The sequence below is a fragment of the Acidiphilium sp. PM genome (genome assembly GCF_000219295.1).
Lineage (GTDB): Bacteria > Pseudomonadota > Alphaproteobacteria > Acetobacterales > Acetobacteraceae > Acidiphilium > Acidiphilium multivorum.
Genome location: NZ_AFPR01000188.1, coordinates 1 through 23,153 on the forward strand (window position 1 = coordinate 1; position 23,153 = coordinate 23,153).

The 23,153-nt window shown below is 68.3% G+C and carries 19 protein-coding genes and 1 pseudogene; 3 read left to right on the top strand and 17 right to left on the bottom strand.

The window, feature by feature from the left end:
• The 3 genes from APM_RS08870 to eno all read left to right on the top strand — a co-directional run.
• The coding region (locus APM_RS08870; RefSeq protein WP_039888182.1) for a hypothetical protein at positions 1 to 997 on the top strand (997 nt) is incomplete at its 5' end.
• Between the two features lie 3 nt (positions 998 to 1,000).
• Positions 1,001 to 1,462: a RidA family protein gene (locus APM_RS08875; RefSeq protein WP_007423032.1), complete on the top strand. Its 462-nt coding sequence runs from the start codon at positions 1,001 to 1,003 to the stop codon at positions 1,460 to 1,462.
• Between the two features lie 57 nt (positions 1,463 to 1,519).
• Positions 1,520 to 2,797, top strand: a complete 1,278-nt coding sequence (gene eno, locus APM_RS08880; RefSeq protein WP_007423033.1) for a phosphopyruvate hydratase — start codon at positions 1,520 to 1,522, stop codon at positions 2,795 to 2,797.
• Between the two features lie 112 nt (positions 2,798 to 2,909).
• Here the strand turns inward: eno and APM_RS22935 are convergent, their stop codons facing one another.
• From APM_RS22935 to APM_RS08965, 17 genes and pseudogenes are all read right to left on the bottom strand, one after another.
• Complete coding sequence (locus APM_RS22935; protein WP_007423034.1) at positions 2,910 to 6,869, bottom strand: translocation/assembly module TamB domain-containing protein; 3,960 nt, start codon at positions 6,867 to 6,869, stop codon at positions 2,910 to 2,912.
• The gene (locus APM_RS08890) at positions 6,869 to 8,761 is read right to left on the bottom strand and encodes an autotransporter assembly complex family protein (RefSeq protein ID WP_240314281.1); all 1,893 of its coding nucleotides are present in this window, start codon (positions 8,759 to 8,761) and stop codon (positions 6,869 to 6,871) included. Before APM_RS08890 ends, APM_RS22935 begins: the two co-directional genes overlap by 1 nt.
• A gap of 108 nt (positions 8,762 to 8,869) precedes the next feature.
• Complete coding sequence (locus tag APM_RS08895; RefSeq protein ID WP_007423036.1) at positions 8,870 to 9,844, bottom strand: RluA family pseudouridine synthase; 975 nt, start codon at positions 9,842 to 9,844, stop codon at positions 8,870 to 8,872.
• A complete protein-coding gene (locus APM_RS08900) occupies positions 9,841 to 11,175 on the bottom strand; it encodes a replication-associated recombination protein A (protein WP_007423037.1) in 1,335 nt (444 codons plus the stop codon). Before APM_RS08900 ends, APM_RS08895 begins: the two co-directional genes overlap by 4 nt.
• Before the next feature lie 14 nt (positions 11,176 to 11,189).
• Positions 11,190 to 12,002, bottom strand: a complete 813-nt coding sequence (locus APM_RS08905) for a DUF2272 domain-containing protein (RefSeq protein WP_007423038.1) — start codon at positions 12,000 to 12,002, stop codon at positions 11,190 to 11,192.
• On the bottom strand, positions 11,999 to 13,102 hold the full coding sequence (gene mtnA, locus APM_RS08910) for an S-methyl-5-thioribose-1-phosphate isomerase (protein WP_007423039.1): 1,104 nt from the start codon (positions 13,100 to 13,102) through the stop codon (positions 11,999 to 12,001). The genes APM_RS08905 and mtnA overlap by 4 nt, the downstream gene beginning before the upstream one ends.
• 123 nt (positions 13,103 to 13,225) lie before the next feature.
• Positions 13,226 to 13,714 (bottom strand): UPF0262 family protein, encoded by a 489-nt coding sequence (locus APM_RS08915; RefSeq protein WP_007423040.1) that lies wholly within the window; start codon positions 13,712 to 13,714, stop codon positions 13,226 to 13,228.
• The gene (locus APM_RS08920; RefSeq protein WP_231295403.1) at positions 13,707 to 14,159 is read right to left on the bottom strand and encodes a DUF983 domain-containing protein; all 453 of its coding nucleotides are present in this window, start codon (positions 14,157 to 14,159) and stop codon (positions 13,707 to 13,709) included. The genes APM_RS08915 and APM_RS08920 overlap by 8 nt, the downstream gene beginning before the upstream one ends.
• A gap of 447 nt (positions 14,160 to 14,606) precedes the next feature.
• Complete coding sequence (locus APM_RS23020) at positions 14,607 to 15,311, bottom strand: hypothetical protein (RefSeq protein WP_154653519.1); 705 nt, start codon at positions 15,309 to 15,311, stop codon at positions 14,607 to 14,609.
• A 188-nt stretch (positions 15,312 to 15,499) separates the two neighbouring features.
• A complete protein-coding gene (locus tag APM_RS08930) occupies positions 15,500 to 16,327 on the bottom strand; it encodes a cell envelope integrity EipB family protein (RefSeq protein ID WP_007423043.1) in 828 nt (275 codons plus the stop codon).
• Positions 16,324 to 18,510: an excinuclease ABC subunit UvrB gene (uvrB, locus tag APM_RS08935; RefSeq protein WP_007423044.1), complete on the bottom strand. Its 2,187-nt coding sequence runs from the start codon at positions 18,508 to 18,510 to the stop codon at positions 16,324 to 16,326. Before uvrB ends, APM_RS08930 begins: the two co-directional genes overlap by 4 nt.
• A 28-nt stretch (positions 18,511 to 18,538) precedes the next feature.
• Positions 18,539 to 19,012, bottom strand: a complete 474-nt coding sequence (locus APM_RS08940) for a phasin family protein (RefSeq protein WP_007423045.1) — start codon at positions 19,010 to 19,012, stop codon at positions 18,539 to 18,541.
• Between the two features lie 83 nt (positions 19,013 to 19,095).
• Positions 19,096 to 19,749: a hypothetical protein gene (locus tag APM_RS08945; RefSeq protein ID WP_007423046.1), complete on the bottom strand. Its 654-nt coding sequence runs from the start codon at positions 19,747 to 19,749 to the stop codon at positions 19,096 to 19,098.
• A 69-nt stretch (positions 19,750 to 19,818) separates the two neighbouring features.
• A complete protein-coding gene (locus APM_RS08950) occupies positions 19,819 to 20,367 on the bottom strand; it encodes a demethoxyubiquinone hydroxylase family protein (RefSeq protein ID WP_007423047.1) in 549 nt (182 codons plus the stop codon).
• Entirely contained in the window at positions 20,364 to 20,840 is a 477-nt protein-coding gene (locus APM_RS08955) for a disulfide bond formation protein B (protein ID WP_007423049.1), read from the bottom strand. Before APM_RS08955 ends, APM_RS08950 begins: the two co-directional genes overlap by 4 nt.
• Positions 20,841 to 20,935: 95 nt before the next feature.
• Positions 20,936 to 21,409, bottom strand: coding sequence for a peroxiredoxin (locus APM_RS08960; protein WP_007423048.1), 474 nt, complete (start codon positions 21,407 to 21,409; stop codon positions 20,936 to 20,938).
• Positions 21,406 to 23,153: pseudogene (locus APM_RS08965) on the bottom strand (glutamate-ammonia-ligase adenylyltransferase); the annotation flags it as partial. The pseudogene APM_RS08965 and the gene APM_RS08960, both read right to left, overlap by 4 nt.

Below are 23,153 nucleotides of genomic sequence, written 5' to 3' on the forward strand. Positions count from 1 at the left end.
GAGCCCCACGGCGCGCGACGTGGCCGCGACGATCGGCGCGCTGCTCGCCGCCCATGCGGATATCGCCTCGGCCGGGCTGCTGGCGCGGGGCATCGCGCCGGGATGCGCCATCACGCCGGTTCCGGTTCCCGCCAGTTGCGCCCAGCCCAGCCTGCGCGCCGCCTTGCTCGACGCGCGCGAGCGGGCCCTGGCGTGCGGCCTGCGCCAGCATCGCAGCCTGACCGGGCTGCTGCCGCCGGGGCCGGTGGAGATGCTGCTCGACGTCGAGACGGTTGGGATCGCAGCACCGCTCTCGGCGCTGGACTCCGAGGGCGGGCTCGCCCGCTGGGCGCGGGCGCGGCTTGCCGCCTCCGGCCGTACGGCCGAATCGGCGCTGGCCGCGAGCCTGGCCGGCGCCGATCCGTTCGGCGTGACCGATGCCGCCGGCATCGCCGCAATGCGCGAGGCCATCGCACCGGTCTGCGCCATCCTGCCCGAGGTGCCGTCCCTCCCCGCGCCGCGCGCGGCCTCCGCCGGGCGCGGCAAGCTGCCGGCGCGCCGCGGCGGCTACACCCAGAAGGTTTCGGTGGGCGGGCACCGGCTATTCCTGCGCACCGGTGAATATCCGGACGGGCGGCTGGGCGAGATCATGATCTCGCTACCGAAGGACTCCGCAACGCTGCGCGGCATGGCCGAGGCGTTCGCCGGCGCGGTCAGCATCGGGTTGCAGCATGGCGTGCCTCTGGATGAATTCGTCGATGAATTTGCCTTCACCCGCTTCGCGCCCGCCGGCGCGGTGGAAGGCGACGCAATGATCAGCCAGGCGACCTCGCTCCTCGACTATGTGTTCCGGCACCTGGCCGCGACCTATTCGCAGCGGCCCGATCTCGCGGCGCTCGACCTTGCCGACGATGCGGCTGGTGTCGATGCCGCCGCTCCGCTGCTGCCGCTGGACCTGCCGGAGACCGGAACCGGCCGGCCGAAGCGCCAGCGTCCCGTCCTGAAACTCGTGAGCTGATCCATGGATATACGCGCGCGCCTCGCCGAGAACGGCATAACCCTTCCGCCCGCGGCGAAGGCCGTGGCGAATTACGTGCCGGTGGTGGTCGCCGGTGGAATGGCGATCGTCAGCGGGCAGTTGCCGCTCGCGGGCGGCAAGCTCGCGGTGACGGGAAAGCTCGGCGACGGAGTGACGGTCGAGGACGGGACTGCGGCAGCGCGGGCCTGTTTCATCAACGTGCTCGCGCAGATCGAGGCGCATGTCGAGGGCGGACTCGATGCCGTTGCCCAGGTGGTGCGGCTCGGCGGGTTCATTGCGGCGACGGCGGATTTCGCCGAGCACGCGAAAGTGATGAACGGGGCATCGGACCTCGCGGTGGCGATTTTCGGCGAGGCGGGGCGGCATGCGCGCTCGACCGTGGGCGTCGCCTCGCTGCCGCTCAACGCGGCGGTCGAGGTCGAGGGGATGTTTTTGCTCCGCTGATTGCGCCGGGCCGCCCTTGCGCGTATGCCCCGGTTGCACTGCAAAAGGGGAGATCAGATGAGCGCCATCGCCGATATCACCGCACGGGAAATTCTCGACAGCCGCGGCAATCCGACCGTCGAGGTCGATGTCATCCTGGATTCGGGCGCGATGGGACGCGCCGCTGTGCCCTCCGGTGCCTCGACCGGGGCGCATGAGGCCGTCGAGTTGCGCGATGGTGAGCCGGCGCGGTTCGGCGGCAAGGGTGTGCAACGCGCGGTCGAGGCGGTCGAGGGCGAGATCTTCGATGCGATCGGCGGGATGGATGCCAGCGAGCAGGTCGCAATCGACGAGACGATGATCGATCTCGACGGGACGCCCAACAAGGCCCGCCTGGGGGCGAATGCGATTCTCGGCGTTTCGCTCGCCGTCGCCAAGGCGGCGGCGGACGAGATCGGGCTGCCGCTCTACCGCTATCTCGGCGGAGTCTATGCCCGCACCCTGCCAGTGCCGATGATGAACATCATCAATGGCGGCAAGCACGCGGACAACCCGATCGACATCCAGGAATTCATGATCCAGCCGGTGGGGGCCGCGAGCATCGCCGAGGCGGTGCGGATGGGCTCGGAAGTATTCCAGGCGCTGAAGAAGATCCTGCACGATGCCGGGCACAACACCAATGTCGGTGATGAGGGCGGGTTCGCGCCTGGGCTGAAATCGGCCGAGGAGGCGCTGGGCTTCATGACGCGCGCCGTCGAGGCTGTTGGATACCGGGCCGGCGAGGACATTGCCTTCGCGCTCGATTGCGCGGCGACCGAATTCTACAAGGACGGCAGGTATCACCTTGAGGGCGAGGGCAAGGTGCTCGATGCCGGGGGGATGACCGACTATATCGCGGCACTGGCGAAGAGCTTTCCGATCATCTCGGTCGAGGATCCGCTTTCAGAGGATGACTGGGAGGGCTGGGCGCATTTCACAAGCACACTCGGCGGCGCCATGCAGGTGGTGGGCGACGATCTGTTCGTCACCAACCCGACACGGCTGCGGCGCGGGATCGCGGCGAAGTCGGCCAATTCGATCCTGATCAAGGTGAACCAGATCGGCACGCTAAGCGAGACGCTGGAAGCGGTGGAACTGGCGCAGCGGGCGGGGATGACGGCGGTGATCAGCCATCGTTCGGGCGAGACCGAGGATGCGACCATCGCCGATATCGCGGTGGCGACCAATGCCGGGCAGATCAAGACCGGGTCGTTGGCGCGGTCGGACCGGGTGGCGAAGTATAACCAGCTGATCCGCATCGAGGCGGAACTCGACATCGCGGGTTGCTTCGCCGGGCGGACCATTCTGCGCGGCTAAAGTATCATCCGATCAGATGGAATCATCTGATCGGAGAAAGATGCTCAATTTATCAATTGGATGGAGCACTTTCCGATCCCGGAGGATCGGGAAGTGCTCTGGGCGCACCCGTTCAGTAATCGAACTGATAGGTCAGGCCGACCGACTCGCCGGGGCCGGTGGTGCCGCCGGTGCCGCTGTTCGACTGCACTTCGGTTTTCAGTTTCAGGCCCTTGTAGAGATTGATCTCGACTTTCGCGCCGGTGCCGCCGCCGGTCGCGGATTGCTGGGCGCCGACATAGACGCCGGGGGCGACGTAACGGCCGGCATTGATCGTCGGCGCGCTGGTGCCGCCGCCGATCGAAAGCTGGTCGAGCCCGAGCGCACTGCGCAGTCCGCCGACCACATCCGGCCCGCCGCCGCCGATTCCGGCGAGTTCGGCCAGCGAGGCTGCGAGCGAAGCCGCCTGCAGCGCCGAGAGATTCTGCGTGCTGGAACCGTAGAGCAGATGCGCCAGCACCTCGTCCGATGGCAGCGAGGGTGTGCTGGAGAGGGTGATCTTCGGCGCGCTCGCCTCGCCGGTGAGCGCCAGGGTTGAGACGGTGCCGTCCGAGGCGGTGCCGCTCACCTCGAGGTCGATCACCGGCATCACGCCGTTGCCATTGAACCGGACGGTGCCACGGCTGAGGTTCAGCGTCTGGCCACCGAGATTGAAATAGCCGCGGATCAGGTGGAAGCCGCCCGTCGGCTGGGGCGAGGCGAGCGTGCCGCCGACATGCAGCCGCCCGCCGAGATTGGCGAACAGGCCCTTGCCGCGCACGAACACCTCGTTGCGGGCATCGACCGTGAGGTCGAGCGCCACGGGGGGCGCGGGCGCGGCGGGAGGCGGAGGACGTGCGCCCTTGCGCCGGATGTCGAGCTTGACCACCGAGGGCGGCAGGCCTTGCGGGATCTGAATATTCGCCGTCTCGATCGCGATGGTGCCGGCGAGCCTGGTGCCGGTGTCGATGTCGCCGGTGAAGCTGAGCGCGCCGCCGAGGCGCTCGGTCAGGATGTCGCTCGCGATCGGACTCGCGTGATGGAAGGCGATCCGCAGATCGACCGGCATCGGCTTCGCGAGGCCGAACGTGCCGGAACCGTCGATCGTACCGACTCCGGCCTTGGCCGAGAGATGGTCGAGCCGGATGGTGCGGCCAGCAGCGGTGATCGTGGCGTCGATCGCCGACAGGTCGAGCCCGCTGGCAATGTTCTGCACCCGGCCGCCGGCAAGGGTGAGCGTGCCGGCGGCGCCTGGCGCGGCTAGCGTGCCGGTGACTCGGAGATCGGGTGTCAGGATGCCACCGACCACGGTGCCGCCGGCGGCGGTAAGCGGGTCGACCAGGCGGAGATCAGTACGGCCGTTCAGGGCGAGGTCGATCTTCCCCGCCGCCGAGAGCGGCGCAGTGCCAGCGAGTGTGAGGTCGGCCCGGTTGCCGAGGGCAAGGCGCGCGGTGCCGCGGACGCTCTGGCCGAGCAGGGTTTCATGGACGGTGAGATCGGCAGGCGGCAGCGACGAGGCCGGGCCGGTGAGCAGGCGCATGGACTTCGCCGCAAGATCGACCGTGCCGCGCGGCGCGCGCGGCGTGCCGGTGAGACGGGCGCGGGCGGTGATGATGCCGGAGGCGGCGAGTTTCGGGTCGGCCGCATGGAGCAAAGAGGCCGAGAGATTGTCGAGCCGGAACGACAGGTCCATCGGGCCGGTGAGCGCGAGCGGGGCGGTGCCGTGAAGGCTGAGGCGGGCGGAGCCGAGGGTTGCGGCGATGGTGCCGCGCAGGGCGTGACCGAGCAGGGTCTCGCGGGCGGCGAGGGTTGCGCGGGGCAGCTTCGCGCCGGGGCCGGTGGCGAGGCCGAGCCCCCTGCCCTGCAGCGCGATCGTGCCGGTGGGGGCGGCGAGCGTGCCGGTGAGATGGGCGGTGGCGTCGAGCAGGCCGGTGGCGGCGAGTTTCGGATCGGCGGCGCGGGCGATGCCGGCGGGGAGGTTGGTGATTTTCGCGGCAAGGTCGAGTGCCGGACGGATGGTGCCGTCAGCGGTGATCCGCGCCGCACCGCCGAGGCCGCCCAGGGCCAAGGCGAGATGGCGGATCGAGGTGGTCGTACCGGCGCTGATGGTGGCCGGGCCAAGCAGGCGAGCGGTGACGCCGCGGGCGGCGGCGTCGAGTTTCGCTAGGCGGATGGTGCGGGTCTTGCCATCGAGCATGGCACCGAGATCGAGCTGCGCTGGCTTGCCGGCGAGGCGCGCGAAGCGGCCCGCGGCGGTGACGGCGAGCGCGGTCTCGCTGCCCTTGGCGGTGAGGGTGAGGTTGCCGGCTGCCGCCTTGGTATCGACGCCGGTGAGGGTCGCGGTGGCGTCGATCGCGGGGGTCTGGGCAAGATGGTCGATCGTTGCGTCGATCCGCGCGGCGCGGAGCGAGGCGGTCCTGCCGTCGGTCAGGTGGCTGGCGGTGAGCGCGATGGCAGCGGGCTGGCCGGATTTGTGGGTGAAATCGGCGGTGAACGCGCCGGCGAGCTTCATGTGCAGCAGCGGGGCGAGATCGGCGAGACGGGCCATGGCGAGGTGCATCGCGCCGTCCGGCAGCATCGCGCCCGGGGCGCGGGTGATGCGCCCCTGCCCGCGCAGCGATTTCCAGGACAGGGTCTTCAGGTCAAGATCGACCGCGCCGGCGGCGCTGCGGGCGAAGGCGGCGCTGAGCGAGAGCGGGGAATCGTAGAGCGAGCCAGTGCCCGTGAGGTTTCCCTGCGGCGCGCCGGGCAAATGGGTGGCGTCGATGGTGACATGGAACGGGCCGGATTTCACGCCCTTCGCGGTCACGAGACCGTCGACCGTACCGTGCAGGGCGAGATTGTCGGTCGGGCCGTCGATGGCGAGGTTTTCGGTGACGTGGCCGGCGAGTTGCGGATCGACCAGACCAATATCAGGCTGGATGAGCGTGCCCTTGAGGGCGACATGCAACCTTGTTGCGGTGCCGGCGAGTTTCACCTTCAGGGCGGCCATGTCGAGCGTCAGGCTGTGGATGGTGGTTTTGCCGCCGGCAAGGGTGAAATCGCCCGCGAGCATGGCGCGTTTGCCGACCAGGACGGGGACCGGTTTCGTCGCCTTCGTGATCTCGACCGTGTCGTCGAAGTGAAGTGTCGTGGCGCCGCGCTGATGCTTCGCGACGACGTGCAGGACGGTGCGGCCGCCGAGCGTCTGCTTGCCGAGGGCGGCATAGGGCGCGAGTTCGGGAATGGTGATGGTGAGATCGCCGCCGGGGGCGGTTTGCGAGAGGTCGACCGTGCCGGTGCCGCGCGCCTTGAGGTCGCCGAGGGCGCTGGCGAACCGGAGGGCGGCATGGTCGCGCGGACCGGCGATGGTCAGCGAGAGATCGACCGGCTTCTTCGCGAGATCGGGCTGGCTGGCGATGCCGGCGAAGGCGGCGATGGGGCCGCCAGGCGGTTCGTGGACGGTGAGATGCGCGTTCACCCTGTTGGCATCGAGGGTCGCGGCGAGGCGGTAGGTGCCGGGGCCGGCAAGTGAGGTGGCGTCAATCTCGGCGGCGATGGTCTCAAGCGACTTCGCCCGGGCGTGGCCCGTGATCTTCAGCGCCAGCGCGTGGCCGAGCACGGGTTTCGCGATGGCAAGGCGGCCGATTTCAAGATGGCCAAGAACCAGCGCGACTTTCGGGATGCCGCTCGCGGCGGATGGTTTCGGCTTCGGTTTCGCGGCCGCGGGGACCGGCTGGCGCAGGATGTCGATGCGCTTCGCGGTGAGGTCGCTGATGTCGATCATGCGGTGCAGGAGCGAAAATGGCGACCAGCGGAGGACGGCATCGTCGATCACGAGATACCGGCCTTTGCGGTCAGCGATCGCGATGCGCCGTGCCGCGATATATTTCGGGAAATGGCCGGCGAGGCCGGTGATCCTGACCGTGCCGCCGGAGAGCGCGTTGATTTCGTGCGTGGCGAAGTTGCGGCCGGCGCCGGTGTTCAGCGCGATGTCGAGCGCGAGGACGGCAAGGACCGGCAGGGCGATCAGGATGGCGACGATCCACAGGATGACTTTGAAGACCCGGCGCATCAGAAGGCCTGTCCGAGACCGATATAGACGGCGAAGGAGGAACTGCCGGGTGCGCGGTTGAGCGGGACGCCGACATCGACGCGCAGCGGGCCGATGCCGGTGTAGTAGAGCAGGCCGAGACCGGCACCGACGCGCAGCGTGCCGGTGAAGGGTGTGCCGTTGGCCGAGACCTGGCCGGCATCGATGAAGGGGGCGACGCCGAAATGCTTGCCGATGCGCTGACGGAATTCGGTCTCCAGTGCGTCGATCGCGGTGCCGCCCTCGGGAATGCCATCGGGGAAGAGCGGGCCGACGGTCTGGTAGGTGAAGCCGCGCACGGTGCCGGTGCCGCCGGCGTAGAAGCGTTGGTCGGGCGGAATCTGGAATTGCGAGGCGCCGAAGATGCGGCCGAGCACGCCGTGCAGCGCCAGCACGCCGCGGCCGGGAGCTTCGAGATTGATGTAGGTGCTGCCAGTAAATTCGGTGATGACGAAGGGTTTTGCGCCGGCACCGAGGGCGAGCGTTGGGGTGACGTGCAGTGCGAGCTTCACACCGCGTGTGGGATTGAGGAGCGAATTCGCCGTGTTGTAGGACAGGGTCACGGGAAGCTGGAGCAGGCGGTAGGTACGGCTGACTCCCTGCTGGTTCACCTTCTCGAAAACGAAGCCGGCGCCGTAGTCGAGCGTCAGATGCGGGGCGAGCGGATGGGCGATGGCGGCGCTGCCAAGAAAGGCGGTGCGGCTGTAGGCGGGCAGGTATTGTTTCAGCGCCTCGATCGTGGCGACGAGCGACTGGCCGGGCCGGATGAAATCGGGCACGCGGTAGGTCGCCTTCGCATCGTAGCCAGGGGCGACGACGTAAGTGTGCTTGCCGAAAGTCGCTGTCTGGCTGCGGCCGCTGCCGGCGATGCCGGTGGCGCCGAGTGACAAGGTGAGGCTCTGCGCCTCGCCGAACAGGTCGCGGTCGGTCCAGGAGACATTGGCATCGATGCCGAGATCGGAGGAATAGGAAGCCCCGAGGGCGACGGTGTGGCGCTTGCGCTCGCGCACCGTGAAGGTGACCGGCACCTGGCCGGCGGGACGCGGCGCGGCGGCCGTGCTGGCGGTGACGGAGGAAAACACGCCGAGACCGAGCAACTGGTCGCGCGAGGCGTCCAGCGCCTTCTGGCTGTAGCGCTGGCCAGGCTTGAGCGCGATGTGCCGCGCCATGAAGCGGCCGTTCATCCGTTGCATGCCGGTGAAGGTGATGCTGCCGACATCGACGCGCGGACCCATCGAGACCGGATAGGTGACAGAAAGCGTGTGCGTCGCGTCATCGGCCTCGGCCACGGGCGGGGAGACCTTTGCGAAGGCGTAACCAAGATTGCGCAGCCTCGTTTCCAGCCGGACGGCAGCGCCGACGAGGGGGGCTGCGGTGGCGGGTTCGCCCGGACTCACGCCGAGTGCGGCGGCGGCGGCGGGATCGGCGAGGCCGGGCGTGCTGACCGCGCCGACATGGTAGAGCGGGCCTTTCGCGATCGCCACGCGGACGCGCGCGGGCGGGCTGGCCGGCGCCTTGCGCAGCAGGTCGGGCAGGGCGGGATCGGACAGGGTATGGCCGTCGATCGTGATGGTCACCTTGCCGGAATCGTAGCCCTCGCTTTCCAGCACAGTGAGGAAAGTCTTGCGGTCGGCACGGGCACGGGCGATCAGCGCGAAGGGACCGACCTCGAGCTTGCGGCGCAGGGTTTCGAGGCTCGAGCTCTGGCGGATCAGCTTGTCGAGCGGCGCGTCGCCGGTGGGGACGAAGGTCACGTCGTAGGGTTGCGGATCGGCGGCGTGGACGGTGGGCACGGGGACCAGCGCGCCGGCGGCGACGGCAAGCCCCATGATATGCACAAAACCGGGCGGAATACGCGGAAAGCCGCGTTTCACGCTGCGAAATCGTCGCTCCTCCATCATTTCAGGAGATAGGGGCATGTGCACGGATGCGCCATGCCGCCAAAGGAACGACGAGACTCACGATCTCGTGATATCTCTCCGTCAGCCGCGCCGGGCCGGGGTGGCGTGCGGCGCGGTGAACCCGAGTGTCGCGAAGGTGGTTTTCATGTGCGCCGGCAGTTCCGCCTCGACGCTGAGCCGGCCGCCGCGCGGATGCGGCAGGACCAGGCGGCGGGCGTGTAGATGCAGCTGGCGGGGGAACCCCTCGGCGAAGGCGAGGTGCTCGCCATAAGGGGCATCGCCGAGGATCGGCGTGCCGATTGCGGCGCAATGGGCGCGCAACTGGTGGGTGCGGCCGGTGAGCGGATGCAGTTCGAGCCAGGAGAATTTCCGCCCGGCATGGTCGAGGGTGCGGTAGTCGGTGATTGCTTTCGCGGCATCCTCGTCGTCGCGGTCGGCGGGGCGGGTGCGCGCGCCCTGCGCGCCGCCGATGCGGGCGAGCGGCAGGTCGATCTGGCCTTCCATCGGGATCGGCAGGCCGACGACGATGGCCCAATAGGTCTTTTCCATGTCCCGGCCGCGGAAGGCGGCGGCGAGGCGGTTGGCGGCGAAGGCGTTGCGGGCGAGGACGAGCACGCCGGACGTGTCGCGGTCGAGCCGGTGGACGAGGCGGGGGCGTTCGGCGGCGTCGAAGCGGAGCGCGTCGAGCATGCCGTCGAGATGCCTGGCGATACCCTTGCCGCCCTGGGTGGCGAGGCCGGCGGGCTTGTCGATCACCAGCACGTCGGCATCGCGGTGCAGGATACGGGCGTTCAGCTCCTTGACGTCCCATTCATTGGCCACGACCGTCTGGCGCGGTTTCGGCGCCGGGGTTTCGGGCACCGGCGGAATCCGCACCGCCTGGCCGGCGGCGAGATGGGTCGAGGCCTCGGCACGCTTGCCGTCCACCCTCACCTGCCCGGTCCGGCAGAATTTCTGGATCGCCCCTTGGGTGAGGCCTGGATGCAGGCTACGAAGAAAGCGGTCGAGTCGCATGTCGGCCTGGTCGGGCCCAACGGTGACGATGCGGACGCTCATTCGCGGTCCTCCCTGAGTTTGGCCCAGTGCAGCAGGCGGCGCTTGATCTCCTGTTCGGCGCCGCGGCCGGCGGGGCGGTAGAAGGTTTCGCGGTTCATGCCGTCGGGGAAATAGGTCTGGCCGGAAAAGGCCTCTTCGCTGTCGTGGTCGTATTCGTAGCCGGCGCCGTAGCCAAGGTTTTTCATGAGCTTCGTGGGGGCGTTGAGGATATGGGCGGGCGGCATCAGGCTGCCGGTGGCCTGGGCAGCGCGGCGGGCGGCGCCGAAGGCGCGGTAGGCGGCGTTCGATTTCGGCGCGGTCGCGAGGTAGAGCACGAGCTGGGCGATGGCAAGATCGCCCTCCGGACTGCCGAGCCGCTCATAGGCCTCCCAGGCGGCGATGGCCTGGGTGAGGGCCGCAGGATCGGCAAGGCCGATATCCTCGACGGCGAAGCGGGTCAGGCGGCGGGCGATGTAGCGCGGGTCCTCGCCGCCGGCGAGCATGCGGGCGTACCAGTAGAGCGCGGCGTCGGGGTCGGAGCCGCGCATCGATTTGTGCAGGGCGGAGATGAGATTGTAGTGCTCCTCGCGGTCGCGGTCATAGAGGGCGGCGCGGCGGGCGATGATGCTGGCGAGGGCCGCTTCGTCGAGCGGTGCCGCCGGGTTCGCGGCGAAGAGCTGCTCGGCCATGTTGAGGATGGCGCGGCCATCGCCATCCGCCATCGCACGGAGTGCCGCGCGGGCGGCATCGGTGAGGGCGAGCTTGCGCGCCATCACGGCTTCGGCCCGGCGCAGCAGCTGTTCCAGCGCATCGTCGTCGAGGCGGCGGAGGACGAGGACCTGGCAGCGGGAGAGCAGCGCGCCGTTCAGCTCGAAGGACGGGTTTTCGGTGGTCGCGCCGACAAGCGTGATGGTGCCCTCTTCGACCACGGGCAGGAACCCGTCCTGCTGGGCGCGGTTGAAGCGGTGGATCTCGTCGACGAAGAGCAGCGTGCGCGCGCCGGTGCGGCGGCGGCGGGCGGCCTCCTCGAAGACGCGCTTGAGATCGGCGACACCGGAGAACACGGCGGAGATCTGGACGAAGACGAGGCCGGCGCGGTCGGCCAGCAGGCGGGCGATGGTCGTCTTGCCGACGCCGGGCGGGCCCCAGAGGATGAGCGAGGCGAGGCTGCCGCGTTCGAGCATGCGGGTGAGCGTGCCGTCCGGCCCGACGAGATGCGGCTGGCCGATCACCTCGGCAAGTTCGCGCGGGCGCAGGCGCTCGGCCAGCGGCACCGCGCCGCGCGGGGCGGATGTCTGCGCGGGCGCGGCCTCGCCGAAAAGATCGCCGTCGGGGGATGGGGTGCGGGCCATCGCGCCTCTATAGTTCAATCGCGCCGGTACAGCACGCGCAGCACGACGAACCAGTCATACCGCGGATCGACGATCGTGCCGTCGCGGTGCAGGAGGGTGCCGCGCGCGGTGAGCGGGACATGGGTAAGTGCCACCGTGTTGTCGACATTGCCGCCGATGACGGAAAGTTCCGACGGTGTGGCGGCGACGACGATGGCGCAGTGCGCCGGAAAATATCCCCTGGTGGGAAGATCGGCATAAGTGATGTGGGCAGCGCTAGCGCGGCCGGCGCAGATGAGGTCACCGGGCGCGGGCGCGTGGGTTTCGGGATTTTCGGCGAGGAGTTCGGGATGTTTCGCGCCGTCATGGGCGGCACGCCAGGCGGCGTCGATATAACGTGCATGGTCCGCCGCGTAGGGGAAGCGCGGGCCGGCACCGGCCATGCGCATGACATAGGAGATGAAGGCGGCGGACCAGGCGTAGCTTCCGTTCACCGCGCGGGGAAAGACGCGCCCCGCCGCGTCGTGCTTGCCGGTCCAGCGATCTTCGGGATGGCCAGCGTTCATGCCGATCCACCAGTAGAGCCCGACTTCCTGCCAGCCGGCATTGTCGCGCTCCTGCAGCGCGGGGGGCGATAACACGGGTTCGTCATCGCCGGGGCCGTCGATGACGGGGCTGCCCCAGTAGCGCCATTCGCCTTCGGCGATGCGGATGGCGGCACCGCGGGAGAACGCGGCATAGGGCTTGTTGGCGAAGGGCGGCGCGTGCGCGTCCGGCCGCGCCGCACAACCCGCCAGCGCGGCGAGGATCCCGACGAGACCGAGACGGCGAAGCGCCGCCGTACTCACGCCGCCGTCTGCAGCGCCTGGTCGGGGAACATCGCGGCCAGTGCCCGCTCGTTCGCCGCACAGATGCCGCGCTCGGTGATGAGGCCGGAGACGAGGCGCGCGGGGGTAACGTCGAAGGCGGGGTTGGCGGCAGTGCTGTCCTTGGGGACGATGCGGACCGTCAGCATCGAACCGTCGAGCGCGCGGCCGGTGATGGTGGTGACCTCTGCCGGGGCGCGTTCCTCGATCGGGATCGAGCCGAGCCCATCGGCGATCGTCCAGTCGATCGTCGAGGAGGGCAGCGCCACGTAGAATGGCACGCCATTGTCGCGCGCGGCGAGCGCCTTCAGGTAGGTGCCGATCTTGTTGGCGACATCGCCGGCGCGGGTGACACGGTCGGTGCCGACGATGACCATGTCGACCTCGCCGCGCTGCATGAAATGGCCGCCGGCATTGTCGACGATCACCGTGTGCGGCACGCCATGCTTGCCGAGTTCCCAGGCGGTGAGCGAGAAACCCTGGTTGCGCGGGCGGGTTTCATCGACGAGGACGTGAACGTCGATGCCGGCGTCGTGCGCCATGTAGATCGGCGCGAGCGCGGTGCCCCAGTCGACCGTCGCGATCCAGCCGGCATTGCAGTGGGTGAGAATGTTGACGCGGCGGCGGCCCTGCGCGCGGGCGCGGATGAGGCCGAGACCGTGCTCGCCGATGGCGCGGTTGGTCGCCACATCCTCGTCGCAGATCGCGGCGGCCTCGGCATAAGCGGCATCGGCGCGCTCGGCGGGCGGATGGGCGGAGAGCGCGCGCTGCATCCGCATGAGCGCCCAGCGGAGATTGATCGCGGTCGGCCGCGTCGCGGCGAGCATGGGCACGACCGTCTCCAGCGCTTCATCCGACGGATCGGCGCGCATGGCCAGTGCGACGCCATAGGCGGCGGTGGCGCCGATCAGCGGGGCGCCGCGCACGAGCATCGCGCTGATCGCATGCGCGATCTGCTCGGGCGTAGTCAGCCGGGGAATCTCGATGGCCCAGGGAAGCTTGGTCTGGTCGATGATCCGGACCGACCAGCGGTCGGCGTCGTCGACCCAGATCGAACGATAGGGCGTGCCGTCGATTTTCATCTCTCACCTCGAGTCTGCTTCTGCCGATCTGGCGCGAGGCGGGTTGCCGCGTCAATCGCCGTGCACGCATGGCGCGCTCATGCGCGATGATTACGCGCGCTTACGCGCGATGGTTTGGCGCGCTTACGCGCGACGATGCAGCGCACAGATGAGGGTGAAGAGGCGGCGGGCGGTGTCGAAATCGAGCAGCACCTTGCCGTCGAGCCGCGCCATCACGAGTTCGGCGCCCTCGTTGTGCAGGCCGCGACGGCCCATGTCGATCGCCTGGATGCGTGCCTCGCGGCCTTCAGCGACCGCGGTCGCGTAGCTGTCGAGCAGCATCTGGTAGTCGCGGATCATCGAGCGGAATGGGCCGGGTGCGAGGACGAGGGTTTGCAACGTTTCATCGGCCTCGTCGCGCACGTCGAAGACGAGGCGGCCATCCTGCACGGAAAGGTGAAGGATCGTGACGGCGTCGGGATGTGTGCCGAGGGCGAAACGGTTGTCAGCGGCTAGATCGGCGATCGCCTGGTTGCGGTCGGCCTCCTGCATCGGCGAGAGCGCGCCGCCGATATCCTCGTCGAGCACGACGCGACGCAGGCGGCCGCGGATTTCCGCCGCGCCGTCAGCCATTGCCCGGCGTCGCCCGGATTGCTGCAGGACGCAGGAGATTGACCTTGAGCATGATCGCAAGCGTCGCTCCCTTCACTGGCCGCAACAGCAGAAGAAGAAGAGCGAGCGCGAGCGGCACGAAGATGACGAGCGACTCCACCCAACTCATGCCGCCATCCTCGTCTGCCAGCACCATCGACAGGATCACGATGTGCAGGGCGATGACAAGCGTAAGATAGATCGGCGCGTCGTCGCACGGCACCCGGCCGAGCGGCGCGGCGCAGATCGGGCATTCGCGACGGACCCTGAGATATCCTTCAAAAGCGGAAACCTTGCCGCATGACGGGCAACGCATGCGGATGCCGCGACCGATGGCCGTGCGCCACCCCGGCATGGCAACCGCAGATCTCGTCCGCTGACGCGATGCGATCCAGTTGATCTCGGTGTCTTCGACCACAGCCGGCATTCCCACGGCAAGGTCTGGAACCATCTCCAGACGGCTGCATGATCGGACTGATCCGGCCGCGGCGCAAGTGTTTCGCGCAGTTGGTCCGACAGACCTGGCGCGCACACGGAACCGGCACGATAATGCGCTCGACAGTCAAGGCGGATGCACGAAACGTGTTGCGCGGATGACGACAGAAAAAAAAATCGGTCAGTCTATGGAATTCGCGATGCTTTTTGTTGACATTTCACATTCATACGGTGGATAGCGGAAATTGCGTGCGCCGCGCGATTCGCGTCGCAATTCTGTCAATAGCCGATCGGTCAAATCGAGTATCGCACGCGAAAGGGAAGGACGGTCGCTGGCAGCGAACCAGCGAAGCCAGGCCTCGAAGCGAAGGACAGACTGCCGGCAGAATGATGAAGACCACGATGGCGTCAGTTGAGCTAACCACATATGGAGATCCTATCAAAGCTCCATCCCTGTCACAGCGCATGCTGTGGCATCGTGTTTTCCGGTTTTCGTTTCCATTTCGCATCCGGTCGATCGCGTCCCCTGTAACCCCGAGCGAAGGAGTAATCTCGTGACCAGACAAACCGAAGACCGCGCACAGGCCCTGGCCGTGCGCGCCAGCACAAAGACGGCCAAACCGAAGGCTGCTGCCAAGCCGGCGGCAAAAGCTGTGGCAGCGAAGCCTGCGGCGAAGGCAAAGCCGAAGGCGGTGCCTGCAAAAATGACGACAGTAAAGGCCGTCGCAAAGAAGCCGACGGCGACCAAGGCTGCCGCCAAGCCGCCCGCGAAGGCCGCGAAGCCGGCAGCGAAGACTGCCGCGCCGAAGGCCGCCGCAAAGCCGGCCACGAAAACAGCGACTGCGAAGGCTGCGCCGAAGAAGGCGGCCGCCGCCAAGGCCGCACCTGCCAAGACTCCGGCCAAGACCGCCGCGAAGGCAGCGCCGAAGAAGGCCGCCACCGCCAACGCCGCGGCAAAGCCTGCAGCGAAGGCAACCGCCGTGAAGGCTGCACCGAAGAAGGCCTCCGCTGCGAAGTCCACTACGGCTGCCGCGCCGAAGGCGAAGCGGACCGCGGCAACGACCCGCAAGACAGCAAACGGGAAGCCGACCAGCGCCGCGCGGCCGACACCGACCCGCCGCACCGCGAAGCCTGTTGTCGCCAAGACGCCGGCACGGCGCACCCGCAAGAGCGCCGAACCGGCACCTGCGCCAGTGCCGACGGCGACGGAGGGTGGCGAGGGCAGCAACTGACGCCCTCGCTGGTCTTCAACCACGAAAGCACGGGTTCGCCCAAACGAGACCGCCGGCCAGGAACACTGACCGGCGGTTCGGCATTTACGGGTTCGCTGTCTCAGCCTTTCGGCGTTGGCGCCGACGGGACGGCTTTGCCGGACGGACAGGTATCCTTCAGGATGGTCAGCGCGGTCAGCTTGCCGTCCATCACGAAATTACCGAAATCGAGCCGCACGTCACGCGAGACGCCGTTGGTGAAATAGCGCATCTGCGTGCGGAAATCCGGTTCGTCATCTTTTTCGGTGCGCGGCCAGAAGCCGATATCGACGAGGGTCGAGGGCAGTTTCGACAGATGCGCGAAGCGGTCGTGATGCGCCGCCTGCCGCTCGAGAATGGCGACGAAGGTATGCTCGGCGCCATGGGTCGAGGTGCCATCGAACAGCGGCGGATCGATATAGGGCTTTCCGGCTTCGGCGGCCTCAAGGATCGCCCTGGTGTGGGCCATCGGGAACAGCGTGCCGGGCGGAAGCTTTTCGGTGCGGCCTTTCGGGACGAGATAGGTAACCTCCCCGCCTTTCGGCCTCATCACCGCAGTACCCTGATCCTGCACCTCCATCTTCTTGCCGTCGCCCTGGCGGAGCAGAAAGGTGAAGCGGTGGCCGTTCTTCGCTTCCCAGGTATCGTAGTCGCTGGTGGTGCGGCTCAGGGTGCCATCCTGGTTGCGGATCAGCAACGTCATCTTCTGGGTGACGGTATAGGCGTCGCAGGTATTGCGCACGTCGAATTCGAGGCGACCGGTGGCGCCGGTGACGGAATGGCCGCGCACTTTCGAAAGGGCGAGCGTGTAGGTGGCATTCTGCCCGACAAGGTGGATCGGCGAGGCAGCGGCAGCAACAGCGGGGAGTGCGAGGGCGGCAAGCAGGGCTGCCGTGAGGACGGGTTTCATGGGCCGCGCCTCCGGCGGCCGCCGCGCCGCTTGTCGGGGTCGTATCCACCGCCGCCGGGGCCGAGCGGTTCGGGCGTGCGGTTGCGAGGCCTGCGCTGCGGTGATGAACTCGGTGCAGGCGGCGGCGTCAGCCCGAGTTCGAGTGCCTCGAGCCGCTTGATTTCGTCGCGCAGCCGCGCGGCTTCCTCGAATTCCAGATCGGCCGCGGCGTTACGCATGCGTTTCTCCAGTTCTGCGATGGTCGACTTCAGATCCTTGCCGACGAATTCGGTAGCGCCGCTGTCGCGGATCGGCGCGACGGTGACGTAATCCTGTTCATACACCGAATGCATGATCTCGCCGATCTGCTTTTTCACGCTTTGCGGCGTGATGCCGTGCGCCTCGTTCCACGCGGTCTGCTTGGCGCGGCGGCGCTCGGTTTCGTCGATCGCGTATTTGAGGCTGCGGGTCATCGTGTCGGCATAAAGGATGACCCGGCCATCGACATTGCGGGCGGCGCGGCCGATCGTCTGCACCAGCGAGGTCGCGGAGCGGAGGAAGCCCTCCTTGTCGGCATCGAGAATGGCGACGAGCATGCATTCGGGAATGTCGAGCCCCTCGCGCAGCAGGTTGATGCCGACCAGAACGTCATAGGCGCCGAGCCGGAGATCGCGGATGATCTCGATGCGTTCGAGCGTGTCGACATCCGAATGCAGGTAGCGCACGCGAACACCGTTTTCGGTGAGGTATTCGGTGAGGTCCTCGGCCATGCGCTTGGTGAGCGTGGTCACCAGCACGCGGCCGCCGGCCTGCGAGGTGGCGCGGCATTCGGCGAGAAGATCGTCCACCTGATGCTCGACGGGGCGGACATCGATGACGGGATCGACCAGGCCGGTCGGGCGGATAACCTGCTCGGCGAAGACGCCGCCTGTGCGCTCCATCTCCCACGGCCCAGGCGTGGCGGAGACGAACACGGTCTGCGGCCGGAAGCTCTCCCATTCCTCGAATTTCAGCGGCCGGTTGTCGATGCAGGAGGGCAGGCGGAAGCCGAATTCGGAGAGGATCGACTTGCGCGCGAAGTCACCCTTGAACATGCCGCCGATCTGCGGAACGGTGACATGGCTCTCATCGACGATGAGCAGCGCGTTATCGGGCAGGTATTCGAACAGAGTGGGCGGCGGATCGCCCGGATTGCGGCCGGAGAGATAGCGCGAATAGTTTTCGATTCCCTTGCAGGAACCTGTGGTTTCCATCATCTCGATGTCGAAGGTGGTGCGCTGCTGCAGCCGCTCGGCCTCGAGCAGCTTGCCAGTTTCGGTGAATTCGTGCAGCCGCTGCTGGAGTTCCACCTTGATCTTGCCGATCGCCTGGGTGAGCGTCGGGCGCGGGGTGACGTAGTGGCTGTTGGCGTAGATCGCGATGGCCGGCAGGTCGGTCACCTTCTCGCCGGTCAGCGGGTCGAATTCGGCGATGCTCTCGATCTCGTCGCCGAACAGGGTGACACGCCAGGCGCGGTCCTCGTACTGGCTCGGGAAGATGTCCACCGTTTCACCGCGCAGGCGGAAGGTGCCGCGCTGAAAAGCGGCGTCGTTGCGGCGGTATTGTAGTTCGACCAGCGCCTTGGCGAGACGGTCGCGGTCGATCGAGCCGCCGACTTCGAGGCGGACGACCATCTGGCTGTAGGTCTCGACCGAGCCGATGCCGTAGATGCAGGAGACGGAGGCGACGATGATGACATCGCCGCGCTCGAGCAGCGCCTGGGTGGCGGCGTGGCGCATGCGGTCGATCGCCTCGTTGATCTGCGCGTCCTTCTCTATGTAGGTGTCGGTGCGCGGGACATAGGCTTCGGGCTGGTAGTAATCGTAGTAGGAGACGAAGTATTCCACCGCGTTTTCCGGGAAGAACGACTTCATCTCGGCATAGAGCTGGGCGGCAAGGGTCTTGTTGGGGGCGAGGATCAGCGCCGGGCGCTGCACCTGCTCGATCACCTTCGCCATCGTGAAGGTCTTGCCCGAACCGGTGACGCCGAGCAGGACCTGGTCGCGCTCGCCCTGCCGCACGCCGCGGACGAGATCGGCGATCGCGCCCGGCTGGTCGCCGGAGGGTTCGTATTCGGAGACGACGCGGAGCGGCTTGTGCATCGGCCGCGCCCCCTGGCGTTCGGGAATGAACGGGAGGCGGGGCGCGGCGATCGTGGCGGTCATGCGGGACGGGTCAGGCGGAGCGGAGCGGTCACGATTTCTTCTTGGGTTCGACGAGATGTTTCATCTCGTCCATCGCCTCGGAGAAGCGCTTGTTGAGGGTTTCCACTGCGTCGTGGCTGGAGCGCTGGATGAGGTCGCCAAGGTCGCGCATGTTGGCCACCGCGCTCTCATAGGCGTGCTTGAGCAGTTCGGCCTGTTGCGCCGCACGGTCCTGCGGGGTGGAAACGGAGGACAGGTTGCGGAGTTGTTCGGAGAGGTCGGCCATGGTTTTCTGCATGATTTCCATGTGCCGGCGCGCTACCGCCTGGGCCCCCTCGAGGGCGACGCGGTTGGCCTCCGACAGCGCCTCGAGATTGCGGCGATAGGCGGCGAGCACAACCTCCGCATCCGCCATCGCAGGGACCTTGATGGAACTGAACGCCTTGGTGAAGTCGAAATCCGGCATGAAGGCCGACATCGGGTTATGCTCGGCGCCATGCTTGGATTTGGGGGATTCGGCCATGGAATGACTCCTCTCATGGGGCTGTGGGGCAGTACTTTCTACCCCGCGCAAGTCTAGACCCGGCACTGTGAAATCGCGAGGGGCTATGCGTTGTCCGCCGCTTCGTCAGAAAGGTCAGGGTCGGGGGTGAACGGCGCGTCGCCGGCGGGATCGGCTGCCACCGGCGCGCGGGGGAGCCCAGCGAATTGCAGGGCGGCCTGCTCGGCACGCATCAGCGCGACATCGAGCGCGGCCATGGTGGCGGACAGGTCCTCGGACTCGTCGCGCAGCCAGGCGCGTAGCGTCCAGGCCCAGACGGCGAGCAGGCCGCGCTTGCGGATGGCGCCGCGCAAGCCGGCGGAGGAAATGCCCGCGCCTTCCAGCATCCAGCCCATCGCGGCGAGATTGGCGCGGGTGAGCCAGCAGGCGAGCAGCGGGTCCGTGGGGGCGTGGCGCATCAGGGCGATCACGCCGGCGCGATGCTGCTGAAGAAAGTCGATCCGGCGCATGATGAGATCGAACAATCGGTCGCGCACCGCTCCATCCGTCGCGGCCCCGTGAAGGGCGTGCATGTCGGCAAGGCGGCCGAAGCGGGCGAGGATCATGCCGGTGCAGGCGAAGCTGCGGCGGGCGCGGTCGAGATCCAGCCCGCCATGGCGCGCGGCGGCGGCGACGGAGACGCGGCGCCACCCCTGTGCGGCGCCCAGCTCGAAGGCGGCCCTGACGAGATCCTGCTCGAAGCGTTCCGTGCTGCTCATGCATCGAGATGTAGGACGGCCGGGCGCCGCTGCCAACCGCCTTGCCCTTTCGTTGGGGCGCGCGGCTGCTCAGATCCGTTCGCTGATCGCGATGGCAGCGCGGCAGCCGGCGCGGATGGTGCCCGAGAGCAAACGGTAGAACGGCGCCTGCTCGGCCTCGTTGGCAAGGCCGATATCGCGGTGTTCCAGCTCCTCCTGGCGGAAGGTCTCAATCGTCGCGGAAAGCTCGGGCTCCGCATCGCCTAGGCGGTCGCGCTGGGCGGCGTAATGCGCATCGATGGTTTCCTCGACGGCGACGGTGCAGGCCATGGCAGCGCGCGGGCCCATCGCCGCGGTGGCGGCGCCGAGGGCGAAGCCGGCGATGCGCCAAAGCGGCAGCAGCGCCGTCGGGCGCACCCGGCGCTCGCCGATCAGGCGCGAGAACGTGTCGAGATGGACCTGCTCCTGCGCCTTCATATGGCGCAACGTGTCGCCGTGGCGCCCGCGGCCGAGCACGGCGAGCTGGCCGGCATAGATCTGCTTGGCACCGAACTCGCCGGCATGGTCAACCCGGATCATGCGGGCGATTTCCGCGCGCGGCGGACGATCGCCGGGGAGATAGTCGATGTCTTTGCTCATGCGTTGCTCCGTCTGTCGCGGAAGATATGCGCACTTGCCGCCAGCGCCACCACCAGCGACCAGATCAGGTCCATCGTCGCGAAGGAGACCGGCAGGCCGGGGATGAGGAAGACCGGCGCGTCGCACGAGGCGGAAGGGCGGAGCGGCAGGTTGGCGCCGAAGGAGGGCGGCGGCGCGTTGCATTCCGGCAGCGGGCTCTTCCACCAGTGCTGCTCGGCGCCGACATGGACGAAGGCGATCGCCACGTTGACGAAGAGCGCCAGCGCAGCGAGGCCGATCAGCACTCGTGCCGGCAGGCGCGGCAGGATCGCCGCGAGAATGCCGAGGGCGGCGGCGATGCGCCAGGGCCAGCGCTCGATATAGCAGAGCGGACATGGGATCATCCGCAGCACGTCCTGGGCGAAATAAGCGGTGCCGAGGGCGGCGAAAGCGGCAAGGGCGAGAAAGAGACCGTAACGCCGGTGCGATGTCATGCTGCGGATATGCCGGAGCGGTTGGCGGCGCGCAATGCGGCGGGGCGCAAGCCGGGCATCACGATCCGTGGCGCCGGTGGCCCCGCCAGGCGGGGTCATGCCTTCTGAAGTGCGGCGGCGGCGTCCATCACCGCCTTGGCGTGGCCGGGCACCTTCACGCCGCGCCATGCTTTCGCGATGCGGCCATCCGCCCCGACGAGGAAGGTCGAGCGGTCGATCCCCATGTATTTGCGGCCATACATCGACTTCTCGACCCAGGCGCCGAAGGCCTCGACCACGGCACCGGATTCGTCGGAGGCGAGCGGGAAGGCAAGATTGTATTTGGCGACGAATTTCTCCAGCGCCGGCATCTTGTCCTTCGAGACGCCGATGACGTCGATACCGATGCCGCCGAGTGCCGGCAGCGCCTCCTGGAAGGCGCAGGCCTCCTTGGTGCAGCCGGGCGTGTCGGCCTTCGGATAGAAATAGAGAATGAAGGGCCTGCCCTTGTATCCGGCCCGCGAAACGGTGCGCCCGCCGGTCGCGGGCAGGGTGAAATCCGGCGCCTGGTCGCCTTCGGCAACGCTCATGCTGTGTCTCCTCGTGGATTGGTGATGCCGCGCGGATCGCCGAGATGGCGCACGAAGGACGTGCGGACGACGGCGGCCTGCGCCTCCATCGTGGCGATGATCCCGTCGAAATCAAGCGCACCGGCGGCGGCGAGAATGGGGGCAAGGGCGGATTTCGGAGAGTCCGGGCGGGGATCGGCGAGGCCGGTGATGCGGCGCATGGCCTGCACGGCGCGATACCATCGGTCTGCCGCCGCGAGCGCGCCGGCCTCGGCGGGGTCGAGCGCGCCGCAGGCCTCAAGTTCCGCCAGCGCCTCGGCGGTGCGCTGGCGGAACCGCGAGGGCGCGCCGCGGAAATGGACGAGTTGCAGCGCCTCGGCGATGAAGCCGAGCTCCATCATGCCGCCGGCGCGGTGCTTGAGGTCGAACGGGCCGGCGGGCGGCGCATCGCGCGCGAGGCGGGCGCGCATCGCCACCGTGTCGGCGCACGTGGTCGCGGGCGGGATATCGCGCGCAAGGGCGGCGCGGATTTCGGCATCGACCACCGGCGCGAAGCCGCGAGTGGCGGCGAGCACGCGCGCACGGGTCAGCGCCAGGCGTTCCCACGTCCAGGCTTCCTCGGCGTGGTAGCGGCGGAAGGCGGCGAGCGAGACGGCGACCGGCCCCTTGTTGCCGGAGGGGCGGAGCCGCATGTCGACCGCGTAGATCGCCCCCTCGGCACCGGGAGCGGTGATGGCAGCGACCAGCGCATGGGCGAGACGCAGGAAATACTGGCTGGGCGGCAGGCGGGCGGCGGCGGCTTCGGGCGGGTGGTCGTAGATCAGCATCAGGTCAAGATCGGAGCCGGGCTGCATCTCGCGCGCGCCGACGCGGCCGAGGGCGACGATGGCGAAGCGCCCGCCCCGCACCCGGCCGTGGCGGGCGGCGAAATCGGCCATCACCCGCGGCAGCAGCGCGGCCAGCGCGGCATCGGCGAGGTCGGTGCGCCAGAGCGAGGCCTGGTCGGCGCCGATGCGGCGCTCCAGCGTCGCGACCGCGAGGTGGAATTCCTCGCGCCGGACGAAGCGGCGCAGCGTGTCGAGCGCGGTTTCGAGATCGGCGGCGTCGCGCAGCAGGCGGCGCAGCGCCGGGCCGGGGCGGGTGAAGCGGGCAACCGGGGCGAGCAGCGCATCGAGCGCGCCGGGATTGCTGGCGAGATGATCGGCGAGCGGCGGGGCGGCGCCGAGGACGGTCGCCAGCCGGTCGAGCAGTGCGGGGTTGTGCTGAAACAGCGAGAGCAGGCTGACGCCGGCGCTCTGGCGTTCCAGCATCCGGTCGAACCGGCGGAAGGCGAGATCGGGGTCGGTCTGGCGGCCGAGGGCGCGCAGGAGCGCGGGCATGATCGAATCGAGCAGTTCGCGGGCGCGGGCGGTGCGCAGCGCTGGCAGCGTGCCGTTGCGCCAGAGGCGGAGCCTGACCGCGAGATGTTGCGGATCGGCGAAGCCGAGCGACTGCGCCTGGCCGGCGAACGCGTCGGGAGCGGCGCCGGACTCGCCGGGATCGGGCGCGCCGTCTTTGCCACTGCCGGGATCGGTATCGAAGAAATCGGCGAAGATGGCGTTCACTGTCTCGCAGACCGCATCGAGCCATGCTGCGAAGCGCGCGGCATCTGGCATGTTCATGAAGGTGGCGAAGCGGGCGAGGCCGGCCTCGGTTTCGGGCAGGGTATGGGTCTGGCGGTCCTCGACCATCTGTAACCGGTGCTCGACCTGGCGGAGCGCGCGAT